This is a genomic window from [Ruminococcus] lactaris ATCC 29176 (genome assembly GCF_025152405.1).
In the GTDB taxonomy this organism is placed as follows: domain Bacteria; phylum Bacillota; class Clostridia; order Lachnospirales; family Lachnospiraceae; genus Mediterraneibacter; species Mediterraneibacter lactaris.
Genome location: NZ_CP102292.1, coordinates 1,531,366 through 1,551,476 on the forward strand (window position 1 = coordinate 1,531,366; position 20,111 = coordinate 1,551,476).

Here is a 20,111-nt window from a genome sequence, read left to right on the forward strand (position 1 = left end):
CTTCTTCTCTCCCCTTTAATCTTTTTTCCTTATTACAAGTGACAAAACAAATCCAATCCCAGTTACTCCACTAAGACCATAAAAAAGCTTTCCACTTGACTGCAATATTTCATACTTTCGCTGATTTCCACCAAGTGTTCCCGTCTCATTCGATACAAATTCTCCATCAACCATTGTTCCAAAACTGACTTCTATTCCTTTTTGGGTTTCTGCAGTTTTTCCATACAAAGCTCCCATTAAGAGAAAACTTATAGTCAAAACTAACATAAGAACTGCTATAATTTTTCTATTCATCTTTTCCCCTCCCTTCGTTTTTACTTTTGTACTTACTTTATTATACATTTTATTTTTCTTTTTTCAATACTTATAACTAAAGTTTTAGTTATTACTTTCTTTAATTTTAGTGTTTAGCTACATTATAATGATTCGAAAGTAGGTGATTAACATGGCTATTAATTACAAAACTCTCGGAGATCGCATAAAAACCAAGCGAATTTCTCAAGGTATTACTCAAGAAAAATTTGCAGAACATATGGACGTTTCTGTTGGCTATATCAGCCAGTTAGAGCGAGGCATATCGAAAGTCAGTCTTGAGCGGTTAGTTTCCATTTCCGAATATTTTAATTGCAATATAGATTTCTTTATAGATGGAATTAATTCCAATACTGAACACTATCTAGCTCAGGATTTCGAAGAACTCTATGCTCAACTTTCTTCTCATGAGAAAAATATCTTAAAAATTTTATTACAAGAATATATTCACAACCGCTAAATAAAATGTAAGGCGTAGCACTAAATCAAAATTAGTACTACGCCTTACATTTTATTTCTCCCGTCTATTTTCCCGTCCTTAGATCATCGGCAGTAATTCTCTCATCAGATTTACACTATGTGTAATTGCCTGCTTCTCAAAGGTCGGATAGTCAACCTGTGCTGTTCCGTCTGCCTTATCTGAAATTGCTCTGATAATAACATACGGAATGTGATTCAGATATGCTCCATGTGCGATTGCTGCACCTTCCATTTCAGTACATTTTGCCTGAAAATTTTCAACAATCCGATCTTTTACTTCCTTTTTGGAAATAAACTGATCACCACTCGCAACTCTTCCCATAAAGGTGCGGATCTCCGGATTTGCCTTTTTATTTGCCTGCATTGCTTTTTCAGCAAGTTCCTTATCTGCCGGAAATGCAAATACATCCATTCTTGGAACCTGTCCGACCGGATCGCCCAATGCACTTACATCCATGTCATGATGCACTGCATCTGTAGAGATTACGATATCGCCAATATTGATCTCTGCATCCAAAGAACCTGCCACGCCCGTATTGATCAACTCATCAACATGATAACAATCTGCAAGAATCTGCGTACAGATCGCCGCATTTACTTTACCAATTCCGCTCTGCACAACTACAGCATCTTTTCCATAAAGCTTTCCTTTGTAGAATTTCATAGATGCTTTTTCATTCATCTCACATTCCTGCATATCCGCAATTAACTCACGGACTTCCTCTTCCATTGCACCGATAATTCCTATCATATTTTTGCTTCTCCTTTGATAAAAGGCTATTCAACCGGTAATCTTTACCAAATCAAATAGCCTTTCTGCTTATATATAAGCTTACTTTTTATTAACTTTACACAAAATTATTCGGCTTATTTATAATTTACGATCTTACCAAAATCAGCCTTCAGAGATGCTCCACCTACAAGACCACCATCGATATCTGCCTGAGCAAATAACTCCGGAGCTGTAGCAGCATTTACAGATCCGCCATACTGGATACGGATTGCTTCTGCTGTAGCTTCATCATAAACTTCTGCGATGCATGCACGGATACCTGCACAAACTTCCTGTGCCTGCTCTGTTGTAGCTGTCTTTCCTGTTCCGATTGCCCAGATTGGCTCATAAGCGATTACTGCTGTCTTAGCCTGATCTGCTGTGACTCCCTGGAATCCAACTTTAACCTGCTGACGGATGAAGTCCATTGTTACGCCCTGCTCTCTCTGCTCAAGAGTTTCTCCGCAGCACATGATCGGTGTGATACCATGCTCAAATGCTTTCAGGACTTTCTTATTAACATCCTCATTTGTCTCACCGAAGTAATCTCTTCTCTCTGAATGACCGAGAACTACATATTTAACACCTGCATCTACAAGCATATTCGGAGAAATTTCGCCTGTATAAGCTCCGCTTTCCTCAAAATACATATTCTCAGCACCAACCTGAATATTGGTTCCTTTTGCAGCCTCTACAACCGGTACAATGTCGATAGCCGGTACACAGAATACTACATCAACTTCCTCGTTCGCAACGAGCGGCTTCAACTCTTCTACAAGTGCTACTGCCTCGCTTGGAGTCTTATTCATTTTCCAGTTTCCTGCAATAATTTTTTTTCTTGCCATTGTTCTATCTCCTTTTCCATATTACAGGGATATTCACCCTATCATGCCTGTCCGTTGCATACGCCCGTACTTATCAGATATGGTGAACGTGATCCCTGTCTGGACTCATTTTTTGCTTACGCCCACTTTAGTCAGGTGATTATTTATCATTTGCTGCTGCAACACCCGGAAGTTCTTTTCCTTCAAGGAACTCAAGTGATGCACCGCCACCTGTTGAAATATGAGTCATCTTGTCACCATATCCAAGCTGATTTACAGCGGCTGCTGAATCTCCACCACCGATGATCGTTACTGCATCAGTCGCAGCCAGTGCTTCTGCTACTGCTTTTGTACCTGCTGCAAATTTAGGCATCTCGAAGCATCCCATTGGTCCGTTCCATACAACTGTCTTAGCTGTCTTAACAGCATCAGCAAATAACTCTGCTGTCTTCGGTCCGATATCAAGACCTTCCCATCCATCCGGGATTTCTCCACTTGCAACTACCTGAATATTTGCATCATTTGAGAAATCATCAGCGATCACATTATCAACCGGAAGAAGCAGCTTTACACCTTTATCTTCTGCTTTTTTCAGCATATCAAGTGCATACTGGCAATAGTCTTCCTCAAGGAGAGATGTACCAACATTTCCACCCATTGCTTTGCTGAATGTATAAGCCATTCCACCTCCAATGATCAGTGTATCAACTTTCTCAAGCAAGTTCTCGATAACTGAGATTTTGCTGGATACTTTTGCACCACCAAGGATTGCAACAAATGGTCTTTCCGGATTCTCTACAGCATTTCCGAGGAAATCGATTTCTTTCTGCATCAGATATCCAACAACTGCTGTATCAACAAACTGAGTCACTCCAACGTTAGAGCAGTGTGCTCTGTGAGCTGTTCCGAATGCATCATTCACAAATACATCGCAAAGAGATGCAAGATCTTTGCTGAATGCCTCACCATTCTTTGTCTCTTCTGCTCTGTAACGTGTATTCTCAAGAAGGATAACGTCTCCGTCCTGCATTGCTTCAACAGCCGCTTTTGCGTTCGGTCCTACAACTTCCGGATCTGCTGCAAATTTTACTTCCTGTCCAAGAAGTTCGGAAAGTCTTACTGCAACCGGTGCAAGAGACAGCTCCGGTTTTGGCTCTCCCTTCGGCTTTCCAAGATGAGAGCAGAGGATTACCTTTCCACCGTCTGCAATCAGCTTTTTGATCGTCGGAAGTGCTGCTACGATACGGTTCTCATCTGTAATTTTTCCATCGATAAGTGGAACATTGAAGTCACATCTTACAAGGACTCTCTTTCCTTTTACATTAATATCATCTACTGATTTTTTGTTAAGTGCTGCCATAATAATAGCCTCCTGTTAATCTTTCTTTGCTTGATAGCAAAAATGGAGTCCGGTCCAACAATAAGACCGGACCCCATTGTGAGTCAATAATTCAAATTGCTTATTAAGTCATGATCCTCTTATGAGAATTAAGCCTCAAGAAGTTTTCCGAAGTATTTGATTGTTCTTACCATCTGGCTTGTGTAAGAGTTCTCATTGTCATACCATGAAACAACCTGAACCTCTGTTGTACCATCGCCAACCGGAAGAGCCATTGTCTGAGTTGAATCGAACAGAGAACCAAATCTCATTCCTACGATATCGCTGGAAACGATCTGATCTTCGTTGTATCCATAAGACTCATTAGCTGCTGCCTTCATAGCTGCATTGATCTGATCTACTGTAACTTCTCCATCAACTACTGCTGTAAGGATTGTTGTAGAACCTGTTGGTGTAGGAACACGCTGTGCAGATCCGATCAGCTTGCCATTCAGTTCTGGGATAACAAGACCGATTGCCTTTGCAGCACCTGTGCTGTTAGGAACGATATTAACTGCTGCTGCACGGGATCTTCTGAGATCGCCTTTTCTCTGCGGTCCATCAAGAGTCATCTGATCTCCTGTGTAAGCATGGATTGTACACATGATACCGGACTTGATTGCTGCAAGGTCATTAAGAGCTTTTGCCATCGGAGCCAGGCAGTTTGTTGTACAAGAAGCTGCTGAGATGATGTTGTCATCTTTTGTAAGTGTCTCGTGGTTTACATTGTAAACGATTGTCGGAAGGTCATTTCCAGCCGGAGCGGAGATAACTACTTTCTTAGCACCTGCATCGATGTGAGCCTGAGCTTTTGCTTTGGATGTATAGAATCCTGTACACTCCAGAACAACGTCAACACCGATCTCTCCCCAAGGAAGTTCAGCTGCATTAGCCTTAGCGTAGATTTTGATCTCTTTTCCGTCAACTGTGATGGAATCCTCTCCTGCCTCTACTTTATCAGCCAGAGCGTATGTTCCCTGAGTTGAGTCATATTTTAACAGATGAGCAAGCATCTTAGGGGATGTAAGGTCGTTGATTGCTACTACCTCATATCCTTCTGCTCCGAACATCTGTCTGAAAGCAAGACGTCCGATACGTCCAAAACCATTGATCGCTACTTTTACTGCCATGATTAATTCCTCCTAAAAGTTTTTAAAAAGTTATGACTGTTCTTCAGCCATGGCGATAAACTCTTTACAAAGCGATGATTGTTAAGAATTCATCAACTAAATTAATTGTACTAAAACAAGAACAAAAATTCAAGTACTAAATCCATTTAAATACAATTTTATGGAACAATCCTTTGAAATACAGGTTTGCGTCCATGAAATTCTGCATAATAACTAAAGCCACATTCCCGGAGTATTTCCGTTGCCTTTTCAAATTCATAAGCAACATGGGCAGGTTCATGGGCATCCGCCCCGATCGTAATGATCTCCCCGCCAAGCTCCCGGTAACGTTTCAGTACATCCGGGTGGGGATTCGGGAATCCAAGTCCGTATTTTATACCCGCCAGGTTCATTTCCAGTCCTTTTCCCTCTGCGATCAGTTTTTTCAGGACCGCATCAATCTCATCCGAAAATTTTCTATAAGAATATTCCGCTGCCTGATGGATTCCATAACGGACCACATAATCCAGATGTCCCAGTGCATCAAAATCTTTCACTGCCTCCACATTCTCCAGTATTTCCCGGAAAGCCATCCGGTAGACTTCTTCATCCGTTCTTCCTTCAAAGATTTTACGATAATAAGGATCCTGTCCACCAACCAGATGAACAGATCCAATTACAAAATCAAAGGGATATGCTTCTGTCAGTCGGTGATACGCTTCTCCAAGATGCTTCTGAAGCCCAATCTCCACTCCGATCCTCAGATCCAGTTTTCCTTTATATTGTTCCTTCAGACGGTTAAGCTGTCCAAAATACTCATCCAGGTCAAATTGAAATGCATTTGCCGGAAAATCCGGGGTCTCCGGAAAGTCCAGATCCATATGATCTGTGATACAGACTCCTTCCAGTCCTTTTTCAACCGCTGCATCCAGCATGGAAGTAACCGTTGCTTCACTGTCAGCCGAAAAGCACGTATGCATGTGGCAGTCACTTTTTATCATAATATTGTTCCGCCTCCAAGTACATATTCTCCGTCATATAATACCACTGCCTGCCCCGGTGTTGCTGCACGGATCGGCTCGTCAAATGTACAGACGATTTCATCTTCTCCCGTCCGTTCCACAGTACACCATGCTCCTTTATGGTTATAGCGGATCTTTGCAAAGATACGTACCGGCTCTGTGATCTGCTCCACACTCATAAAATTCAGTTCATTTGCACGCACTGTATAAGTCAGGGATTCCTCGTAAGTTCCGATCACAACTTCGTTGGTTTCAGGACGGATTTCAAGGACGAATGCCGGGTATCCCAAAGCCAATCCAAGCCCTTTCCGCTGCCCCACCGTATAATGGATGATCCCCTTATGCTTTCCAAGAACCTTTCCCTCCGGGGTAACAAAATTACCGGTCGGCAATACCTGATCTGTTGTGTTTTCAATAAACGAAGCGTAATCACCATCCGGTACAAAGCAGATATCCTGACTGTCCGGCTTATGTGCAACCAGAAGTCCGATCTCATCCGCCATTTCCCGGATCCTGTCTTTGGAATATTCTCCTACAGGCATCAGGGTACGTGCCAGTTGTTCCTGGGTTAGATTATACAGTGCATACGTCTGATCTTTTTCCATTGTAGCCGAACGGCGGATCGCATACCTTCCATTTGGAAGATGTTCTATCCTTGCATAATGGCCTGTGGCAATATAATCAGCACCGATAGAAAGGCTTCTTTGAAGCAGTGCCTCCCATTTCACATACCGATTGCATGCAATACAGGGGTTCGGTGTTCTTCCGGCAAGATATTCTTTTGTAAAATATTCGATCACGCTCTTTTGGAACTCATCCTTAAAATTCATGACATAATAAGGAATCCCGATCGCAGCCGCAACTCTTCTTGCGTCATCCACCGCACTCAGTCCACAACAGCCACCATTCTCTTCCTGCACAGTATTTTCTTCGTCCTGCCAGATCTGCATGGTCACACCTATGACATCATATCCCTGCTCCTTCAAAAGCCATGCCGCCACAGATGAATCCACACCTCCGGACATTCCTACAACTACTTTTCCTTTACTCATTAATATTCCTCTTCTTCAGCCTCTTCTCCCTCATGAATATCTGACTTCGGCTTCTTCAGACCTTCAATTTTGATGCCATGCTTTTCAGCATAATCCCAAAGTGCTGCATGGATTGCTTCTTCAGCAAGCAGGGAGCAATGTACCTTTACCGGCGGCAGTCCGTCCAACGCTTCCATAACGGCTTTGTTCGTTACTTCCATTGCCTCCTGAACAGATTTTCCTTTTACCATTTCTGTTGCCATACTGGAAGTTGCAACCGCTGCACCGCATCCAAAAGTCTTGAATTTTACATCCTGGATGATCTGATTTTCATCGATATCCAGATAAATTCTCATGATATCTCCACATTTTGCGTTTCCTACTGTACCTACTCCGCTCGCATTCTCAATTTCCCCTACATTTCTCGGGTGCTGAAAATGATCCATTACCTTTTCTGTATACATTCTGACTTTCCTCCATTAATCTCTGATTTTACCGTTTATTTTTATCCTCTATTCTTATCTTTTATTGTCCTGATCTTTAACTCTTATTTCTGCTTTTTCATAAAGTCTTCATACAGTGGAGACATACTGCGAAGATGTGCCACAATCTCTTTCAGATTGTCAATCGTATAATCAATCTCTTCTTTTGTTGTCTCTGCACTTAAGGTCATACGAAGTGAGCCATGTGCAATCTCATGAGGCAGACCGATGGCGAGAAGTACGTGTGACGGATCCAGAGAACCGGATGTACAGGCTGAACCACTGGATGCACAGATTCCTTTCATATCCAGCATGATCAAAAGGGACTCTCCCTCTACAAACCGGAAACTGAAATTGATATTATTCGGAAGACGTCTTGTCCGGTCTCCGTTCAGACGGCAGTATGGAATCTCTTTCTCAATTCTTGCAATCGCATAATCTCTCAGTTCTGTCTCTTTTCTGATCCGATCATCCATAGAAGCCACTGCAAGTTCCACAGCTTTTCCAAATCCTACGATTCCCGGAACGTTCTCTGTTCCTGCACGACGCTTTCTCTCCTGAGCCCCGCCGTGTACAAAAGAACGGATCTTAACTCCTTTTCTGATATACAGGAAACCGATTCCCTTTGGTCCGTTCAACTTATGTCCACTGGAACTGAGCATATCAATATTCATCTCATCTACGTTGATCGGAACCTGTCCAAATGCCTGAACTGCATCTGTATGGAATAAGATTCCATGTTTATGTGCGATCTCTCCGATTTCTTTAATCGGTTCAATCGTACCGATTTCATTGTTAGCAAACATAACACTGATCAATATCGTATCCGGGCGGATTGCAGCTTCCACAGCTTCCGGACTGACAATACCATTCTCATCCACATCCAGATAAGTCACCTCATATCCACGCTTCTCCAGATACTCTCCTGTATGAAGGATTGCATGATGCTCAATCTTAGTCGTAATAATATGCTTACCTTTTGATTCATAAGCTTCTGCTGTTGCTTTCAAAGCCCAGTTATCCGACTCTGAACCTCCTGCTGTAAAATAGATTTCATCCGTCTTTGCTCCAAGAGCCTTGGCGATCGTCTCTCTCTGCTTCGTTATAACTTCTTTATTTGATGAACCCACACTGTATACACTGGATGGATTTCCAAAATGCTCCGTAAAATATGGCAGCATTGCCTCAACAACTTCCGGTGCCGTCTTTGTCGTTGCTGCATTATCAAGATAAATTAGTTTTCCCATTGTCCTTTGCCTCCGTATCCGTTCTGATTTTGTTCTGATTCTTTTCCTGTATTTTATTCAGTTTTTGCACTGCGAGCGATCTTTATCATCGCATGGAGTATTACGTCCTTCCTCCACCAACTGACTTAACCAGATATCATCCACTGTCCGGTTAATACTGTCATTGATCCGTTTCCATACATACTTTGTCACGCAGCTTTCTGATGCCTGACAGCCTCCCCTGGGATCAAGACCTGCACACTCTACCGGTTCCAGACTTCCTTCCAATGCCCGGAGTACTTCACCTACTGAGATTTCTTTTGCATCTCTTGCAAGGATATAACCTCCATTTGCTCCCCGGATGCTCTTTACTATTCCTGCTTTTTTCAGCATGGACATAAGCTGTTCGAGATAGCGTTCAGAAATATCCTGCCTTTTTGAAATACTTGTGATAGATACCGGTGTCTCCTCACTATATTGTGCAAGATCGATCAGGGCTCTCAGACCATATCTGCCTTTCGTTGACAGTTTCAAATTTTCACCTTCTTTTATCCAGCTAATTATCCCTAGTATTGTACTAGGATTTTCTTTAGTAGGATATCACTCGTATTTTGTTCTGTCAAGGCTGTTCCCGAAATAAATATTAAAAGAACAATTCATCAGGAGGCTCTTTCATGCCTGCCAGAACCAAATTGATTCAGGGAACATTCATTCTTACTTTCGTTGGAATCCTCAGCCGGTTTATGGGATTTTTCTTCCGTATGTTTACAAGTCACATCTTTGGTGAGGAAAATGTCGGTCTTTACCAACTGATCTTTCCGGTTTATCTTTTCTGCCTTTCACTGAGTACTGCCGGGATCGAAGCTGCAATTTCACGGACTGTTGCCCAGAAGGCATCCCGTGGCAAATATATTGAAGCTCAGTCGATTCTATATACCGGACTCTTTTTTTCTGTTCTTTTTTCCATAATACAAATGCTGCTTCTTCAGAAGTATGCCCTTTGGATTGCCATCCACTGGATGGGGGATGCAAGATGTGCCGATCTCCTTCTTCTGGTTACCTATGCTCTGCCCGCTGCTGCTATCCATACCTGCATCTCAGGATATAGTTACGGTCTGCAAAAAACCTCAGTTCCCGCTTTATCGCAGCTTTTAGAACAACTTGTCCGCATTTCTTTTGTCGTAGTACTTCACCTTCTGTTTCAAAAGAACGGGCAGACTCCCGGCATCCTGCTTGCTGTTCTTGGCATTGTAGTTGGAGAATATTGTTCCGCACTCTATTCTCTTGCGTGTTTACATCAGCTTCCTCCTGCCCAACTACCTTCCCTGAGAAAATTCAGTCATTTTTTTCGTTCACTTCCGCAAAATACTCTCGAACTGATGCCAACTGCTTTCCCGCTTACAATGAATCGTACAGCAATCGCCTTGCTCCAGGGGATTGAAGCGACTTCCATTCCTGTATGTCTGAAACTTTCCGGCTGTACTTCTTCAGAATCTCTTCGTATTTACGGTGTACTGACCGGAATGGCTTTGCCCTGCATTTTATTTCCTTCCGCACTGACTAATTCGCTCAGTGTTATGCTGATGCCCGCCGTTGCCCAGGAACAATGCTCCGGTTCCGTCTCATCTCTACACCGACTGATTCTTCGTGCCATTGGCGGCTGCTTCACGCTGGGACTTATAAGCTGCTTCTTTTTCCTGATTACCGGAAACTTTATCGGTAATACACTTTTTCACAGTGTGCTTGCGGCCAGATTTATTCTGACACTTGCATGGCTTTGTCCATTTCTCTATACCAATACCGCTCTGTCAAGCATCCTGAACGGACTGGGCAAAAGCTTCCTCACCCTGCTGATCAATATCATCGGGCTTTCAATCCGCCTCTTTAGTATTTATATTGTGATCCCTGAATCTGGCATACAGGGATACCTCTGGGGACTTCTTATCAGCCAGTTGGTAGTGAGTATTATTTTTCTCTTCTGTCTGCGTCTGACAACCGCAAAACCGTTCTTAAAAAATACCACTAAAATTTTTTCAGAAAAGCATGCAGCAAAAACGGATTTACATAAGTTTCCATGATCATCCCACTTAAAAGCATACCGACAGACATAATGGTTTTTTCTCTGCTCCATCTGCTTTTCGGATACATCCAGCAGTAGGAAAGAACAATCAGAAAAGAAGGAATATAAAAGAGGAACTGAGGAAAAATCCCCAGCAGGCAAAAGATACTTCCTCTGATTCCCAGTTCCGTCACGGCTATTGAGAGAAGGATTCCGCCTGATATGCCAGTCCAAATTGCAAAAAGCGATGCAGTCATTTTTCTCATTTTCGTAAATGCCAGCCCAAGAAGAACTGCAAACGGAATCGCTCTTACCTTTAAAACATACCAGATAAATTCCTGTGCAACGATCCTGGTCTGTAAAAACTGCTGTAAAAAATAGTCGCTGAAAACCTCAGGTTCCGCGACATACTGTCTCGCTATAAAATTTGTATAAATGATACCAAATAAAAAGCCCGGCATAAAAAGCGTAAGGATACGCTTTCCTGTATGAAATTTCTTCAAGACACTTCCTCCTGTCATCCGATATTTCATTATATGCCGGGGGATTATGAATATACGTTACTTACAATCTTACTTACAATACTTCACTTCATACGCAAGCAATGCCGAAACCGTCTTTGCATCCTCAATTTCACCGGAATAAATCTTTTCCTTTAATTCTTCCATCGTATATGCACCTAGATCAATAAACTCATCTTCATCAAGATGCTGCTTTGAAGGGATCAGATTCTTTGCAACAAACACTTCAATCTTTTCATTGCAGAACGCAACCGTTGTTCTTAAATTAATCAACCATTCCAGATTCTCACTGCGATAACCGGTTTCTTCTTCCAGTTCTCTTGAAGCACATGTAATTCCAGGCTCATCCGCTGTATCCAATGCTCCCGCCGGGATCTCCAGTGTATAACGTTCCAGAGCATTCCGGTACTGCCTTACCATCAGGATCTTTCCCTCATCCGTAACCGGAACTACAGCAGCAGCTCCCTTATGCTTTATGAAATCCCAGATTACGGTATGATCCCCATTGATCTCCATTGTATCCTGATAGAAATCTATAATTTTGCCTTTAAACTTCAGTTCTCTTTTTACACGCTTAATTTCATCACTCATCTGATCCATTTCCTTTCCACTTTCAACAAACTTTCCTGTCAGCCAAAAAGATCCCGTGGATCTTTTTGGCATATGCCTGACAACGAAAAAAGCCCCTGTCTTTCGACAAGGGCTGCATTTTCATCTTCTGTTACGGTTCTTAATTATTTAGCATAATCTGTCGCCCGTGATTCGCGAATCACATTGACCTTAATCTGACCCGGATATTCCAGCTCAAATTCAATCTGCTTCGCAATATCCCTGGCCATCAGCACCATATCATCATCTGATACCTGCTCTGGAACTACCATAACACGAATCTCTCTACCCGCCTGAATGGCAAAAGACTTATCCACACCTTTAAACTGGTTGGTAATATCTTCTAACTGTTTCAATCTGTTTGTATATGTCTCTATTGTCTCTCTTCTCGCACCCGGTCTTGCCGCTGAAATCGTATCAGCCGCCTGAACAACGCATGCAATCAAACTTTCCGGCTCAACATCTCCATGATGAGCTTCTACTGCATTGATAATAGTTGCCGATTCTTTGTACTTTCTGCACAAATCAGCACCAATCTGGATATGTGATCCTTCTACATCATGATCGATGGATTTACCAATATCATGTAAAAGTCCGGCACGCTTGGCAATCCTTACATCCAGTCCAATCTCACCGGCCAGCAGTCCTGATAACTGTGCCACTTCAACGGAATGCTTCAACGCATTCTGTCCATAGCTTGTTCTGAATTTCATACGTCCAAGAAGTCGGATCAATTCTGGATGGATACCTGTAACACCTACTTCCAGTGCTGCAGCCTCTCCCTCTTCACGGATCATCGTCTCAACTTCTTTTTGTGCCTTTTCTACCATCTCCTCAATTCTTGCCGGATGGATACGACCGTCAACGATCAATCTTTCAAGAGCAATCCTTGCTACTTCCCGGCGGATCGGATCAAATCCTGACAATACAACCGCTTCCGGAGTATCATCAATAATCAGTTCTACACCCGTAAGAGTTTCAAGAGTTCTGATATTTCTTCCCTCTCGTCCAATGATCCGTCCCTTCATTTCATCACTTGGTAACTGTACTACAGAAATTGTAGTTTCAGCCACATGGTCTGCCGCACATCTCTGGATTGCATTGACAACATACTCTTTTGCCTTCTTGTCGGCATCTTCCTTTGCCTGCGTCTCCAGCTCTCTCACCATCTTGGCGGTGTCATGCTTGACATCATCTTCAACAGTTTTTAACAGATATTCTTTTGCCTGTTCGGAGGTAAGTCCTGAGATTCGTTCAAGTTCCTGTACACGTTGCTGACTAAGTTCTTCTACTTTGGCTTCACGTTGACGAAGATGTTCTTCTTTTGACGTGAGTTTGTTCTCACGATGCTCTAAAGCATCGGATCTTTTATCAACAGACTCTTCTTTTGCAAGCACTCTTTTTTCATAGCGTTGCAGTTCAGCTCTTCGTTCTTTGGTCTCTTTCTCAAGATCGTTCTTCGTCTTGATCGATTCCTCTTTCACTTCTAAAAGAGCTTCCTTTTTAGTAGTCTCGGCAGTTTTCACTGCATCGTCAATAATTTCTCTTGCTTTTGCTTCCGCATTTCCAATTTTGCTGTCCGCATTATTCTTCAGACTGGAAATTGTCGCAAAACGAGTAACAACTCCGACTATCAACGCGAGGGCCACGGCAATGCCTATTCCTAATCCTAGACTTATCTGCACAGGAGCACCTCCTTATTTAATTTTCATTGTACGTATATCTAAATACAACACTTAAATTTTATACTGTTTCCACAACAATGTCAAGCATTCTCAATACTATTTTGTATCACTTGACGGACTACATCATAACGGAAACCTTTTCTGCCCAAATATCCGTATATTTTCTGCATCTCCCGCTCATCCGCTGTCCTCACATCCACCTTCTTTTTTGCAAGAATCCGACGGACTGCCTCCACTTCCTCGCTTTCACCATAACAGCTCTCAAATGCCTTCTCTATATCAGCAGAACAGATTCCCTTCCTGTTCAGAAGTGCAAGGATCTCTCTTTTACTCTTTGTGCTTTTCCGGGCCAGGATAAAATTTTCGGCGTACCGTACATCATTCAGATATCCGAAAGACTTCACATACGTCACCGCTGCCTCGATCAGATCTTCGGGATATAGCCCTGCTTTCAGCTTTTCCCTTAATCCCGCCTCACTTCTGTCCATATCCTCCAGCAAATGCATGGCTCTCTTTTTTGCACGTTTAAGCAGGATCTTTTCTCTGATCTCATCCAGTTCTTCCTCACTCAGCTCTCTTCCATCAGAAATCTTATAACTGCGAAGTTCCCCCTTATAAAGAACAAATGCGAACTGATGATTCAGATAAATCTTATACTTCGTCTTCGAAAGCGGCTCTACTTTTGTGACGATCATTCTGCCTGCTCCGCATCAGTCTTTTCTTTATCTGTCTTCTTCTCTGCAGTCAGCTTCAGATCACTTTTCTTTTCATCTTCCGGCTCTGTACCATCCAGATGATAATAAGCACGTACTTTTCTTTCAATCTCTTCCATCACTTCCGGATGTGACTCCAGATAGGACTTTGCATTTTCACGTCCCTGTCCGATCTTATCACCCTCGTATGCATACCATGCACCGCTCTTCTTTACAATATCAATCTTTGACGCAAGATCCAGGATATCTCCTTCTCTTGAAATTCCTTTTCCGAACATAATATCAAATTCTGCCTCTTTAAACGGAGGTGCAATCTTATTCTTTACAATCTTGATCCTTGTACGGTTTCCTACGATCTCACCATTCTGCTTCAGAGTCTCGATTCTTCTTACATCCATACGGACAGAGGCATAAAACTTCAACGCACGTCCTCCGGTAGTCGTCTCCGGATTACCAAACATCACTCCCACTTTCTCACGGAGCTGATTGATAAAAATAACCACACAGTTCGATTTGCTGATCACCGGTGTCAGTTTTCTCAAAGCCTGGGACATCAGTCTTGCCTGCAGTCCTACATGGCTGTCTCCCATATCTCCTTCAATCTCCTGCTTTGGAACAAGTGCCGCAACAGAGTCAATAACGATAATATCAATCGCACCGGAACGCACCATCGTCTCCGCAATCTCAAGTGCCTGATCTCCGCTGTCCGGCTGCGAAATATATAATTCATCAATATCCACTCCGATATTCTTTGCATAAACCGGATCCAATGCATGCTCTGCATCTATAAAGCCTGCAATTCCGCCACGTTTCTGCACTTCTGAGATCATATGCAATGCAACCGTCGTCTTACCACTGGACTCAGGACCATAAACCTCGATCACTCTTCCTTTTGGCACTCCCCCCAGTCCCAGTGCAAGATCCAGACTCAGGCATCCAGTCGGAACCGTCTCTACTGACACATGTGCCCCTGACTCTCCCAGCTTCATCACTGCACCCTTACCGAAGTCCTTCTCCAGTTTGGCGATCGCCGCATCCAGGGCTTTTTTCTTTTCTTCACTATTTGTAACTTTTACAACGCTTTCTTTTCCACTTGCCATAATTCTTTCTCCTTTATCGAACAGTTGTTCGTATCTGTAGTTATAGTATTACACTTCCTGTAAATTGTCAACCTATTTTTCCTGTGGATTTTGATTCAGAACTTTTATGCTCCCCGTCACAGACGCTCTGGACAGCACCCCTTTTACGAATCTTGAATCTTTCCCTGATGTAGAATTTTATGCAGCTATGAACTGCTGCTTCAATGAACAAATACAGAATAGCACAGCCACCGTCGGATTGCAAGGCAAAAGAAGCAGCCCGGCTTTCCTGACCCGCAGATAAACCGGACTGCTCCTTCCATCATACAGTATTCCACTGTCTGACTTTCTCTTTGTAGAAAATTTCATTTTCCCTCACAATACAGGGGACTCCATTTTCAATCTGTACCGTTGTCACAGAACAGTTTGGCGGCACTTTTTCCTGCCAGAATGACTCCACCGACAGACTCCCCCTGATCCGGTTCAGAAGTGCAGTCATAGCTGCTCCATGCGTCGAGATCAGAATATTCTTTTGCTGCCACTCTTCCTTTTCGCATAATTCTTTCAGAAAATCTCCTGTTCTTTCATACAGTTCTTCTATCGTCTCTGCCCCCTTCGGTGCAATATATTCCCCCGGAGCATTGAAAAAGAGACGGAATGCCCTGCTGACCGGGTCTTCACCGTTACATGAGACTCCCTCATACTCTCCAAAACCGATCTCTTTGATCCTGGGGTCTTCCAAAAGAGGGATCTGCCTTGTTCCGAGAATGATCTGTGCAGTCTCTTTCGCACGGATCAGAGGACTTGTAATCGCCAGATCAATCCTGGTCTCTTTTAGACCTTTTGCGGTTTCCCGGGCGAGATGCCTTCCGTATTCATTCAGCGGAATATCTGTATGCCCCTGAACCCGTTTCACTTTATTCCAGTCCGTTTCCCCATGCCGGACAACATACAATACCATAATCAGCCTTCTTTCTTTCTGAGTACTTCCCTGCGGATGTACCGGTAAGTTTCTTCTTCTCCCTTTTCTGCAAGCATATGCAGAAGTTTTTCCAGCAATGCTCTTGTCTCAGGATGCATCAGTTCTCCTGCTCTTCCATTTTCATAATACCGAAGTGGATCTGAATCATTATACGCCTCGCCAATATATACTTTACTTGCAGCAATCCGGTCAAGGAACATCTCCACAACATATCTGACCGGCATCTTCATGCCGGTCAGAATCCTTCCGTCCTTTCCCGCATTGACATTATAATCGATCCAGTATTCGTAATGATGCTTATTTCTTCCCTTATGATGCAGCCATGCAGATGAATATCCTTTTTCTTCCCGCTCTGCATTGTTCGGGCTTCGTGTTCCCTGGTAATATCTGCACCCGATCCGAAATTCTGTCCAACTGTATTTCGACAGATCATGCAATAATCCCTGCCTGTACAGTCCTACACGGAAACATTCTCTCATCACATAGATCTTATGCTTTGTAATGGTCTGAAAATGCCGGATCGCTTTCATCTTTCATTTCACCTTTCACCTTATTTTCTACTGTCTTTCTGACTGCTTTCCCTACAATCTTTCCTGCCGTCATTCCTGAAATTTTCCGGTTGATCAAAATGGCAATACTCCTTGCTCCCAGCTCTATTTCTTTCTGATCTTCCATCCTGCCGGCTTCTGTCAGCATTCCCTGTTCCGTATCAGCCGCAAGCAGCCACTCTCTTCCCTTTCCGGCAGATGGAAGTGCAAATTTATGTACTTCCCAATGCATATTATATGCCAGAAAACATAATTCGTCCTCTCCCTTCACTGCCGCATACATGACCCCGAGCTGACGGCTTGCAACTTCTGCCTTTGCCTGCCATGCATTTTCTCCATGATAGGATACATCCGGCATTCCGCAGGAGGTACGGTCAATCCCTCTGAGTTCTTCTTTCTGATGCAGACAGGCATGTTCCTTACGGAAGCGGATCAACTGCTGCACATAGAGATAAAGCGGATCATCTTCTTTCCACTGGCTCCAGTTTACCCAGCCAACCGGATTGTCCTGACAATAGGCATTATTATTTCCTTTCTGCGAATTATAAAATTCATCCCCTGCCAGCAGACATGGCGTTCCCTGTGCTGTAAGGAGCAGCATATAGGCATTTTTTACCTGGTTTTTCCGCAGTCTGATAATGTTCTTTTTTCTGCTCGGTCCTTCTGCACCACAGTTCCAGCTATAATTATAATCCGGCCCGTCCTGATTGCGTTCTCCATTTTCCTCATTATGCTTTCCATCGTAGGAAACCAAATCCCATAACGTAAATCCCGTCTGTGCCGTGATGGAATTGCAGACCCCGTCAGCGGACGAATTATGCTTCAACGCCCACATGACATCACGAATCATATTTTCATCTCCTTTAAGGAAACGACGCATGATCGTCTGGAATCCTTCTTCTTTTTTCATGATCTTTACTTCTTTTAAAAGTGGATCCGCATTCAGTTCGTCCCACGGAACATTATAGGGATTCACCACAAATCCGTCCACATGATATTCCAGCAGATAAAATTTCAGACATTCCATCGCTTTCTGTGCAGAAATTCCCGCTTCAAACGGCATCTCCAGAACTACTTCAATCCCTGCCCGATGGCATGCCTTTACCATATCTTTCAACTCTTTCACCGCACTGCTGCCTGATGCGTAGGAACTTTTTGGAGCAAAATAAAATCCCTTTCCATACCCCCAGAAATTGATCTTATTCTGCACATACTCATCAAATTCATAAACCGGCATACACTGAATCTGATTAATACCAAGCTGTAGCAGATAAGGAATCTTTTCTACGATACCGAGATAGGTTCCCTTATGTACTGCATGGGAAGAACTGTGCTTTGTAAATCCACGTATATGCAGACTGTATGCAATCACATCATTCCACGCAAGATGTGGTCTTTTGTCATCTTCCCAGTCATAAGCATCCCGGACAAATTTGCCTCGTGCCTGATGCTTCTGCACATCCATTCTGACTCCGAACTTCTTTGTCCCGGCAAGTTCTCTCACGTAAGGATCTATCCACACCCTTTCATCAATCTGAAAATTGTATTCATATTTTTCCGTATCTAATCCCTGCAAAGCAAGAAACCGTACCTCTCCGATCCCCTTTTCTTCCGGCATTTCAAACCTGTACTTCGGATTCATACTTCCTTTTTTATACAGCAGAAGTTCGCACTTCTTCCCTGTCGGAACCTGCACTGCAAAATTAATATGATCCTTTCTGATCTCCACCCCAAAAGGCTGTGGTCTTCCTTTCACGCATTCCATACTCTATTCCTTTCTTATTGCCAGCCGTCCGTTCCATACATTTCAACATTATCTCGATTTATAAAGAACGTCTCCTCATAAGTCTCTTTCTCATAATCCTCCCCGTTCAATACTGCATTGGCAATTTTGACCGCTTTTTTCCCAAGATTGATTGGTGACTGAGCCCCGATTCCCATCATTCCGCCTGTATGCTCCACCAGTGCTTTTTTTGATGCCGGAGAACCATCCACACTGTATACATAAACCTTTTCCTGTCCGGCTTCTGTAATTGCCTCCCGCACCTGTTCTGCCATCTGATCATCTCCGCACATGATCGCATCCAGATCTGGATTCTGTGCCAGCACCTGTGCCACCTGCTGCTTCAGACCTGAGACATCATTTCCTGTCTGAATCCGCTTAACAACCTCAAATGCTCCTTTTGACACAGCCTCTTCAAAACCCGTGATCCTTTCACATACAGAATTGACATTCAGATTTTCCACAATCACAACCTGTCCGCCGTCCGGCTTTCTTTCTACCAGATCCTCTCCGCATACATACCCCGCATTCCGGTTATCAGAACCAACAAACGCAGCCACTTTTCCGCTCTCATAAACTTTCGTATCCAGGTTGATCACCGGAATATCAGCCTCCTCCAGAGCATCCAGTGCCGGTTCGATCTTCTTCCAGTCCACCGGGCAGAGAAAAACAGCATCCACATCTTCTTCGATCAGTTCCTGTATCTGAGTATTCTGCCGCTCTGCATCTCCTGCCGGATCCTTTATGAGCAGCTTATCTCCCTGTTCTTCCAATGCCGACTGAACTGAATCTTTCAGTGTTGCATAAAACGGATTCGACATATCGATCCCGCAGAAACCGAAGACTTTTTTCTCCTGATCCGTATCTTCTTTCTTATCATCGCTCTCATCTGTCACTGCATTATCTTCCGGTGTCCCTACATTTTTTTTACATCCTGTCAGCAGAAAAAGTGTACCGACTGCCATCAGTATGTATATCATAATTTTTTTTCTCATATTACAGTTCCTTCCCTATTTCTTTTGCTATCTCTTCTTCCATTCTACCCGGTTTCTTCCGAATGTCAACCGTTACTCTTTTCGGATTTCTGCTTCTTTTCCTTGCAATTTTCCCTGCTTTTTGCTACCATTTTATTTAACAGTGATCCTCCAACAGGTCACATAAAGAATATTTCATTATATAAAGGAGAGGAACCATGAACGAGAACGAAGTACTCACCGTTACACTCACCCTTGAGAATAACGAAGAACTTGAATGTGAAGTCATCACCATTTTTGAAGTTCAGGGACAGCAGTATATTGCCCTGTACCCTCTTTTTGATGAGGCCTCTGATGAAGATGGATCGGTATATTTATACCGTTTCATCGATCACGGTGATGAAGAACCTGGTCTTGAAAATATCGAAGCTGATGTGGAATTTGAAGCAGTTTCTGATGCATTTAATGCATGGGCAGACGCTCAGGACTTCGGTGATATCGACCTGGACGACATGGATTAAG

Annotated in this window: 22 protein-coding genes; 3 read left to right on the plus strand and 19 right to left on the minus strand. The window is 43.2% G+C overall.

Features of this window, described 5'->3' with window-relative positions; translation table 11 throughout:
- Positions 1-15: 15 nt before the first annotated feature.
- Complete coding sequence (locus tag NQ541_RS07220) at positions 16-294, minus strand: hypothetical protein (protein ID WP_023923023.1); 279 nt, start codon at positions 292-294, stop codon at positions 16-18.
- 151 nt (positions 295-445) lie between these two features.
- On the opposite strand from NQ541_RS07220, the gene NQ541_RS07225 reads away from it, so the two are divergent.
- Positions 446-772: a helix-turn-helix domain-containing protein gene (locus NQ541_RS07225; protein ID WP_005609216.1), complete on the plus strand. Its 327-nt coding sequence runs from the start codon at positions 446-448 to the stop codon at positions 770-772.
- A 78-nt stretch (positions 773-850) separates the two neighbouring features.
- Here NQ541_RS07225 and NQ541_RS07230 read toward each other — a convergent pair whose 3' ends face one another.
- From NQ541_RS07230 to NQ541_RS07270, 9 genes are all read right to left on the minus strand, one after another.
- Positions 851-1,543, minus strand: a complete 693-nt coding sequence (locus tag NQ541_RS07230; RefSeq protein WP_005609214.1) for a 5'-methylthioadenosine/adenosylhomocysteine nucleosidase — start codon at positions 1,541-1,543, stop codon at positions 851-853.
- Positions 1,544-1,659: 116 nt separating this feature from the next.
- A complete protein-coding gene (gene tpiA / locus NQ541_RS07235) occupies positions 1,660-2,409 on the minus strand; it encodes a triose-phosphate isomerase (RefSeq protein WP_005609213.1) in 750 nt (249 codons plus the stop codon).
- A gap of 139 nt (positions 2,410-2,548) precedes the next feature.
- Positions 2,549-3,748, minus strand: a complete 1,200-nt coding sequence (locus NQ541_RS07240; protein ID WP_005609212.1) for a phosphoglycerate kinase — start codon at positions 3,746-3,748, stop codon at positions 2,549-2,551.
- Between the two features lie 128 nt (positions 3,749-3,876).
- On the minus strand, positions 3,877-4,896 hold the full coding sequence (gene gap, locus NQ541_RS07245) for a type I glyceraldehyde-3-phosphate dehydrogenase (protein ID WP_005609211.1): 1,020 nt from the start codon (positions 4,894-4,896) through the stop codon (positions 3,877-3,879).
- A 158-nt stretch (positions 4,897-5,054) separates the two neighbouring features.
- On the minus strand, positions 5,055-5,876 hold the full coding sequence (locus NQ541_RS07250) for a histidinol-phosphatase HisJ family protein (protein WP_005609210.1): 822 nt from the start codon (positions 5,874-5,876) through the stop codon (positions 5,055-5,057).
- On the minus strand, positions 5,873-6,949 hold the full coding sequence (gene mnmA / locus NQ541_RS07255) for a tRNA 2-thiouridine(34) synthase MnmA (protein ID WP_005609209.1): 1,077 nt from the start codon (positions 6,947-6,949) through the stop codon (positions 5,873-5,875). The genes NQ541_RS07250 and mnmA overlap by 4 nt, the downstream gene beginning before the upstream one ends.
- A complete protein-coding gene (gene nifU, locus NQ541_RS07260; protein WP_005609208.1) occupies positions 6,949-7,392 on the minus strand; it encodes a Fe-S cluster assembly scaffold protein NifU in 444 nt (147 codons plus the stop codon). Before nifU ends, mnmA begins: the two co-directional genes overlap by 1 nt.
- 83 nt (positions 7,393-7,475) lie before the next feature.
- Positions 7,476-8,657, minus strand: a complete 1,182-nt coding sequence (gene nifS, locus NQ541_RS07265; protein ID WP_005609207.1) for a cysteine desulfurase NifS — start codon at positions 8,655-8,657, stop codon at positions 7,476-7,478.
- A 57-nt stretch (positions 8,658-8,714) separates the two neighbouring features.
- Positions 8,715-9,170: an RrF2 family transcriptional regulator gene (locus NQ541_RS07270; RefSeq protein ID WP_005609205.1), complete on the minus strand. Its 456-nt coding sequence runs from the start codon at positions 9,168-9,170 to the stop codon at positions 8,715-8,717.
- Positions 9,171-9,310: 140 nt separating this feature from the next.
- Between NQ541_RS07270 and NQ541_RS07275 the strand changes: the two genes are divergently transcribed.
- Positions 9,311-10,714: an oligosaccharide flippase family protein gene (locus NQ541_RS07275; protein WP_005609204.1), complete on the plus strand. Its 1,404-nt coding sequence runs from the start codon at positions 9,311-9,313 to the stop codon at positions 10,712-10,714.
- On the opposite strand, the gene NQ541_RS07280 is transcribed toward NQ541_RS07275, so the two are convergent.
- From NQ541_RS07280 to NQ541_RS07320, 9 genes are all read right to left on the minus strand, one after another.
- Positions 10,659-11,198 (minus strand): hypothetical protein, encoded by a 540-nt coding sequence (locus NQ541_RS07280; protein ID WP_023922950.1) that lies wholly within the window; start codon positions 11,196-11,198, stop codon positions 10,659-10,661. The genes NQ541_RS07275 and NQ541_RS07280 overlap by 56 nt on opposite strands.
- A gap of 69 nt (positions 11,199-11,267) precedes the next feature.
- Positions 11,268-11,807, minus strand: coding sequence for an NUDIX hydrolase (locus NQ541_RS07285; protein WP_023922949.1), 540 nt, complete (start codon positions 11,805-11,807; stop codon positions 11,268-11,270).
- A gap of 143 nt (positions 11,808-11,950) precedes the next feature.
- The gene (gene rny, locus NQ541_RS07290) at positions 11,951-13,510 is read right to left on the minus strand and encodes a ribonuclease Y (RefSeq protein ID WP_005609201.1); all 1,560 of its coding nucleotides are present in this window, start codon (positions 13,508-13,510) and stop codon (positions 11,951-11,953) included.
- A gap of 80 nt (positions 13,511-13,590) precedes the next feature.
- On the minus strand, positions 13,591-14,205 hold the full coding sequence (locus NQ541_RS07295; protein WP_005609199.1) for a regulatory protein RecX: 615 nt from the start codon (positions 14,203-14,205) through the stop codon (positions 13,591-13,593).
- The gene (recA, locus tag NQ541_RS07300; protein WP_005609198.1) at positions 14,202-15,323 is read right to left on the minus strand and encodes a recombinase RecA; all 1,122 of its coding nucleotides are present in this window, start codon (positions 15,321-15,323) and stop codon (positions 14,202-14,204) included. The genes NQ541_RS07295 and recA overlap by 4 nt, the downstream gene beginning before the upstream one ends.
- A 301-nt stretch (positions 15,324-15,624) precedes the next feature.
- Positions 15,625-16,263: a histidine phosphatase family protein gene (locus tag NQ541_RS07305; RefSeq protein WP_005609195.1), complete on the minus strand. Its 639-nt coding sequence runs from the start codon at positions 16,261-16,263 to the stop codon at positions 15,625-15,627.
- Between the two features lie 2 nt (positions 16,264-16,265).
- The gene (locus NQ541_RS07310; RefSeq protein ID WP_005609194.1) at positions 16,266-16,814 is read right to left on the minus strand and encodes a DUF5662 family protein; all 549 of its coding nucleotides are present in this window, start codon (positions 16,812-16,814) and stop codon (positions 16,266-16,268) included.
- Positions 16,774-18,597: a hypothetical protein gene (locus NQ541_RS07315; RefSeq protein WP_005609193.1), complete on the minus strand. Its 1,824-nt coding sequence runs from the start codon at positions 18,595-18,597 to the stop codon at positions 16,774-16,776. Before NQ541_RS07315 ends, NQ541_RS07310 begins: the two co-directional genes overlap by 41 nt.
- A 14-nt stretch (positions 18,598-18,611) precedes the next feature.
- Complete coding sequence (locus NQ541_RS07320) at positions 18,612-19,595, minus strand: substrate-binding domain-containing protein (protein ID WP_226978720.1); 984 nt, start codon at positions 19,593-19,595, stop codon at positions 18,612-18,614.
- Positions 19,596-19,807: 212 nt separating this feature from the next.
- On the opposite strand from NQ541_RS07320, the gene NQ541_RS07325 reads away from it, so the two are divergent.
- Complete coding sequence (locus NQ541_RS07325; protein ID WP_005609186.1) at positions 19,808-20,110, plus strand: DUF1292 domain-containing protein; 303 nt, start codon at positions 19,808-19,810, stop codon at positions 20,108-20,110.
- The last annotated feature ends 1 nt before the right edge of the window (position 20,111 follow it).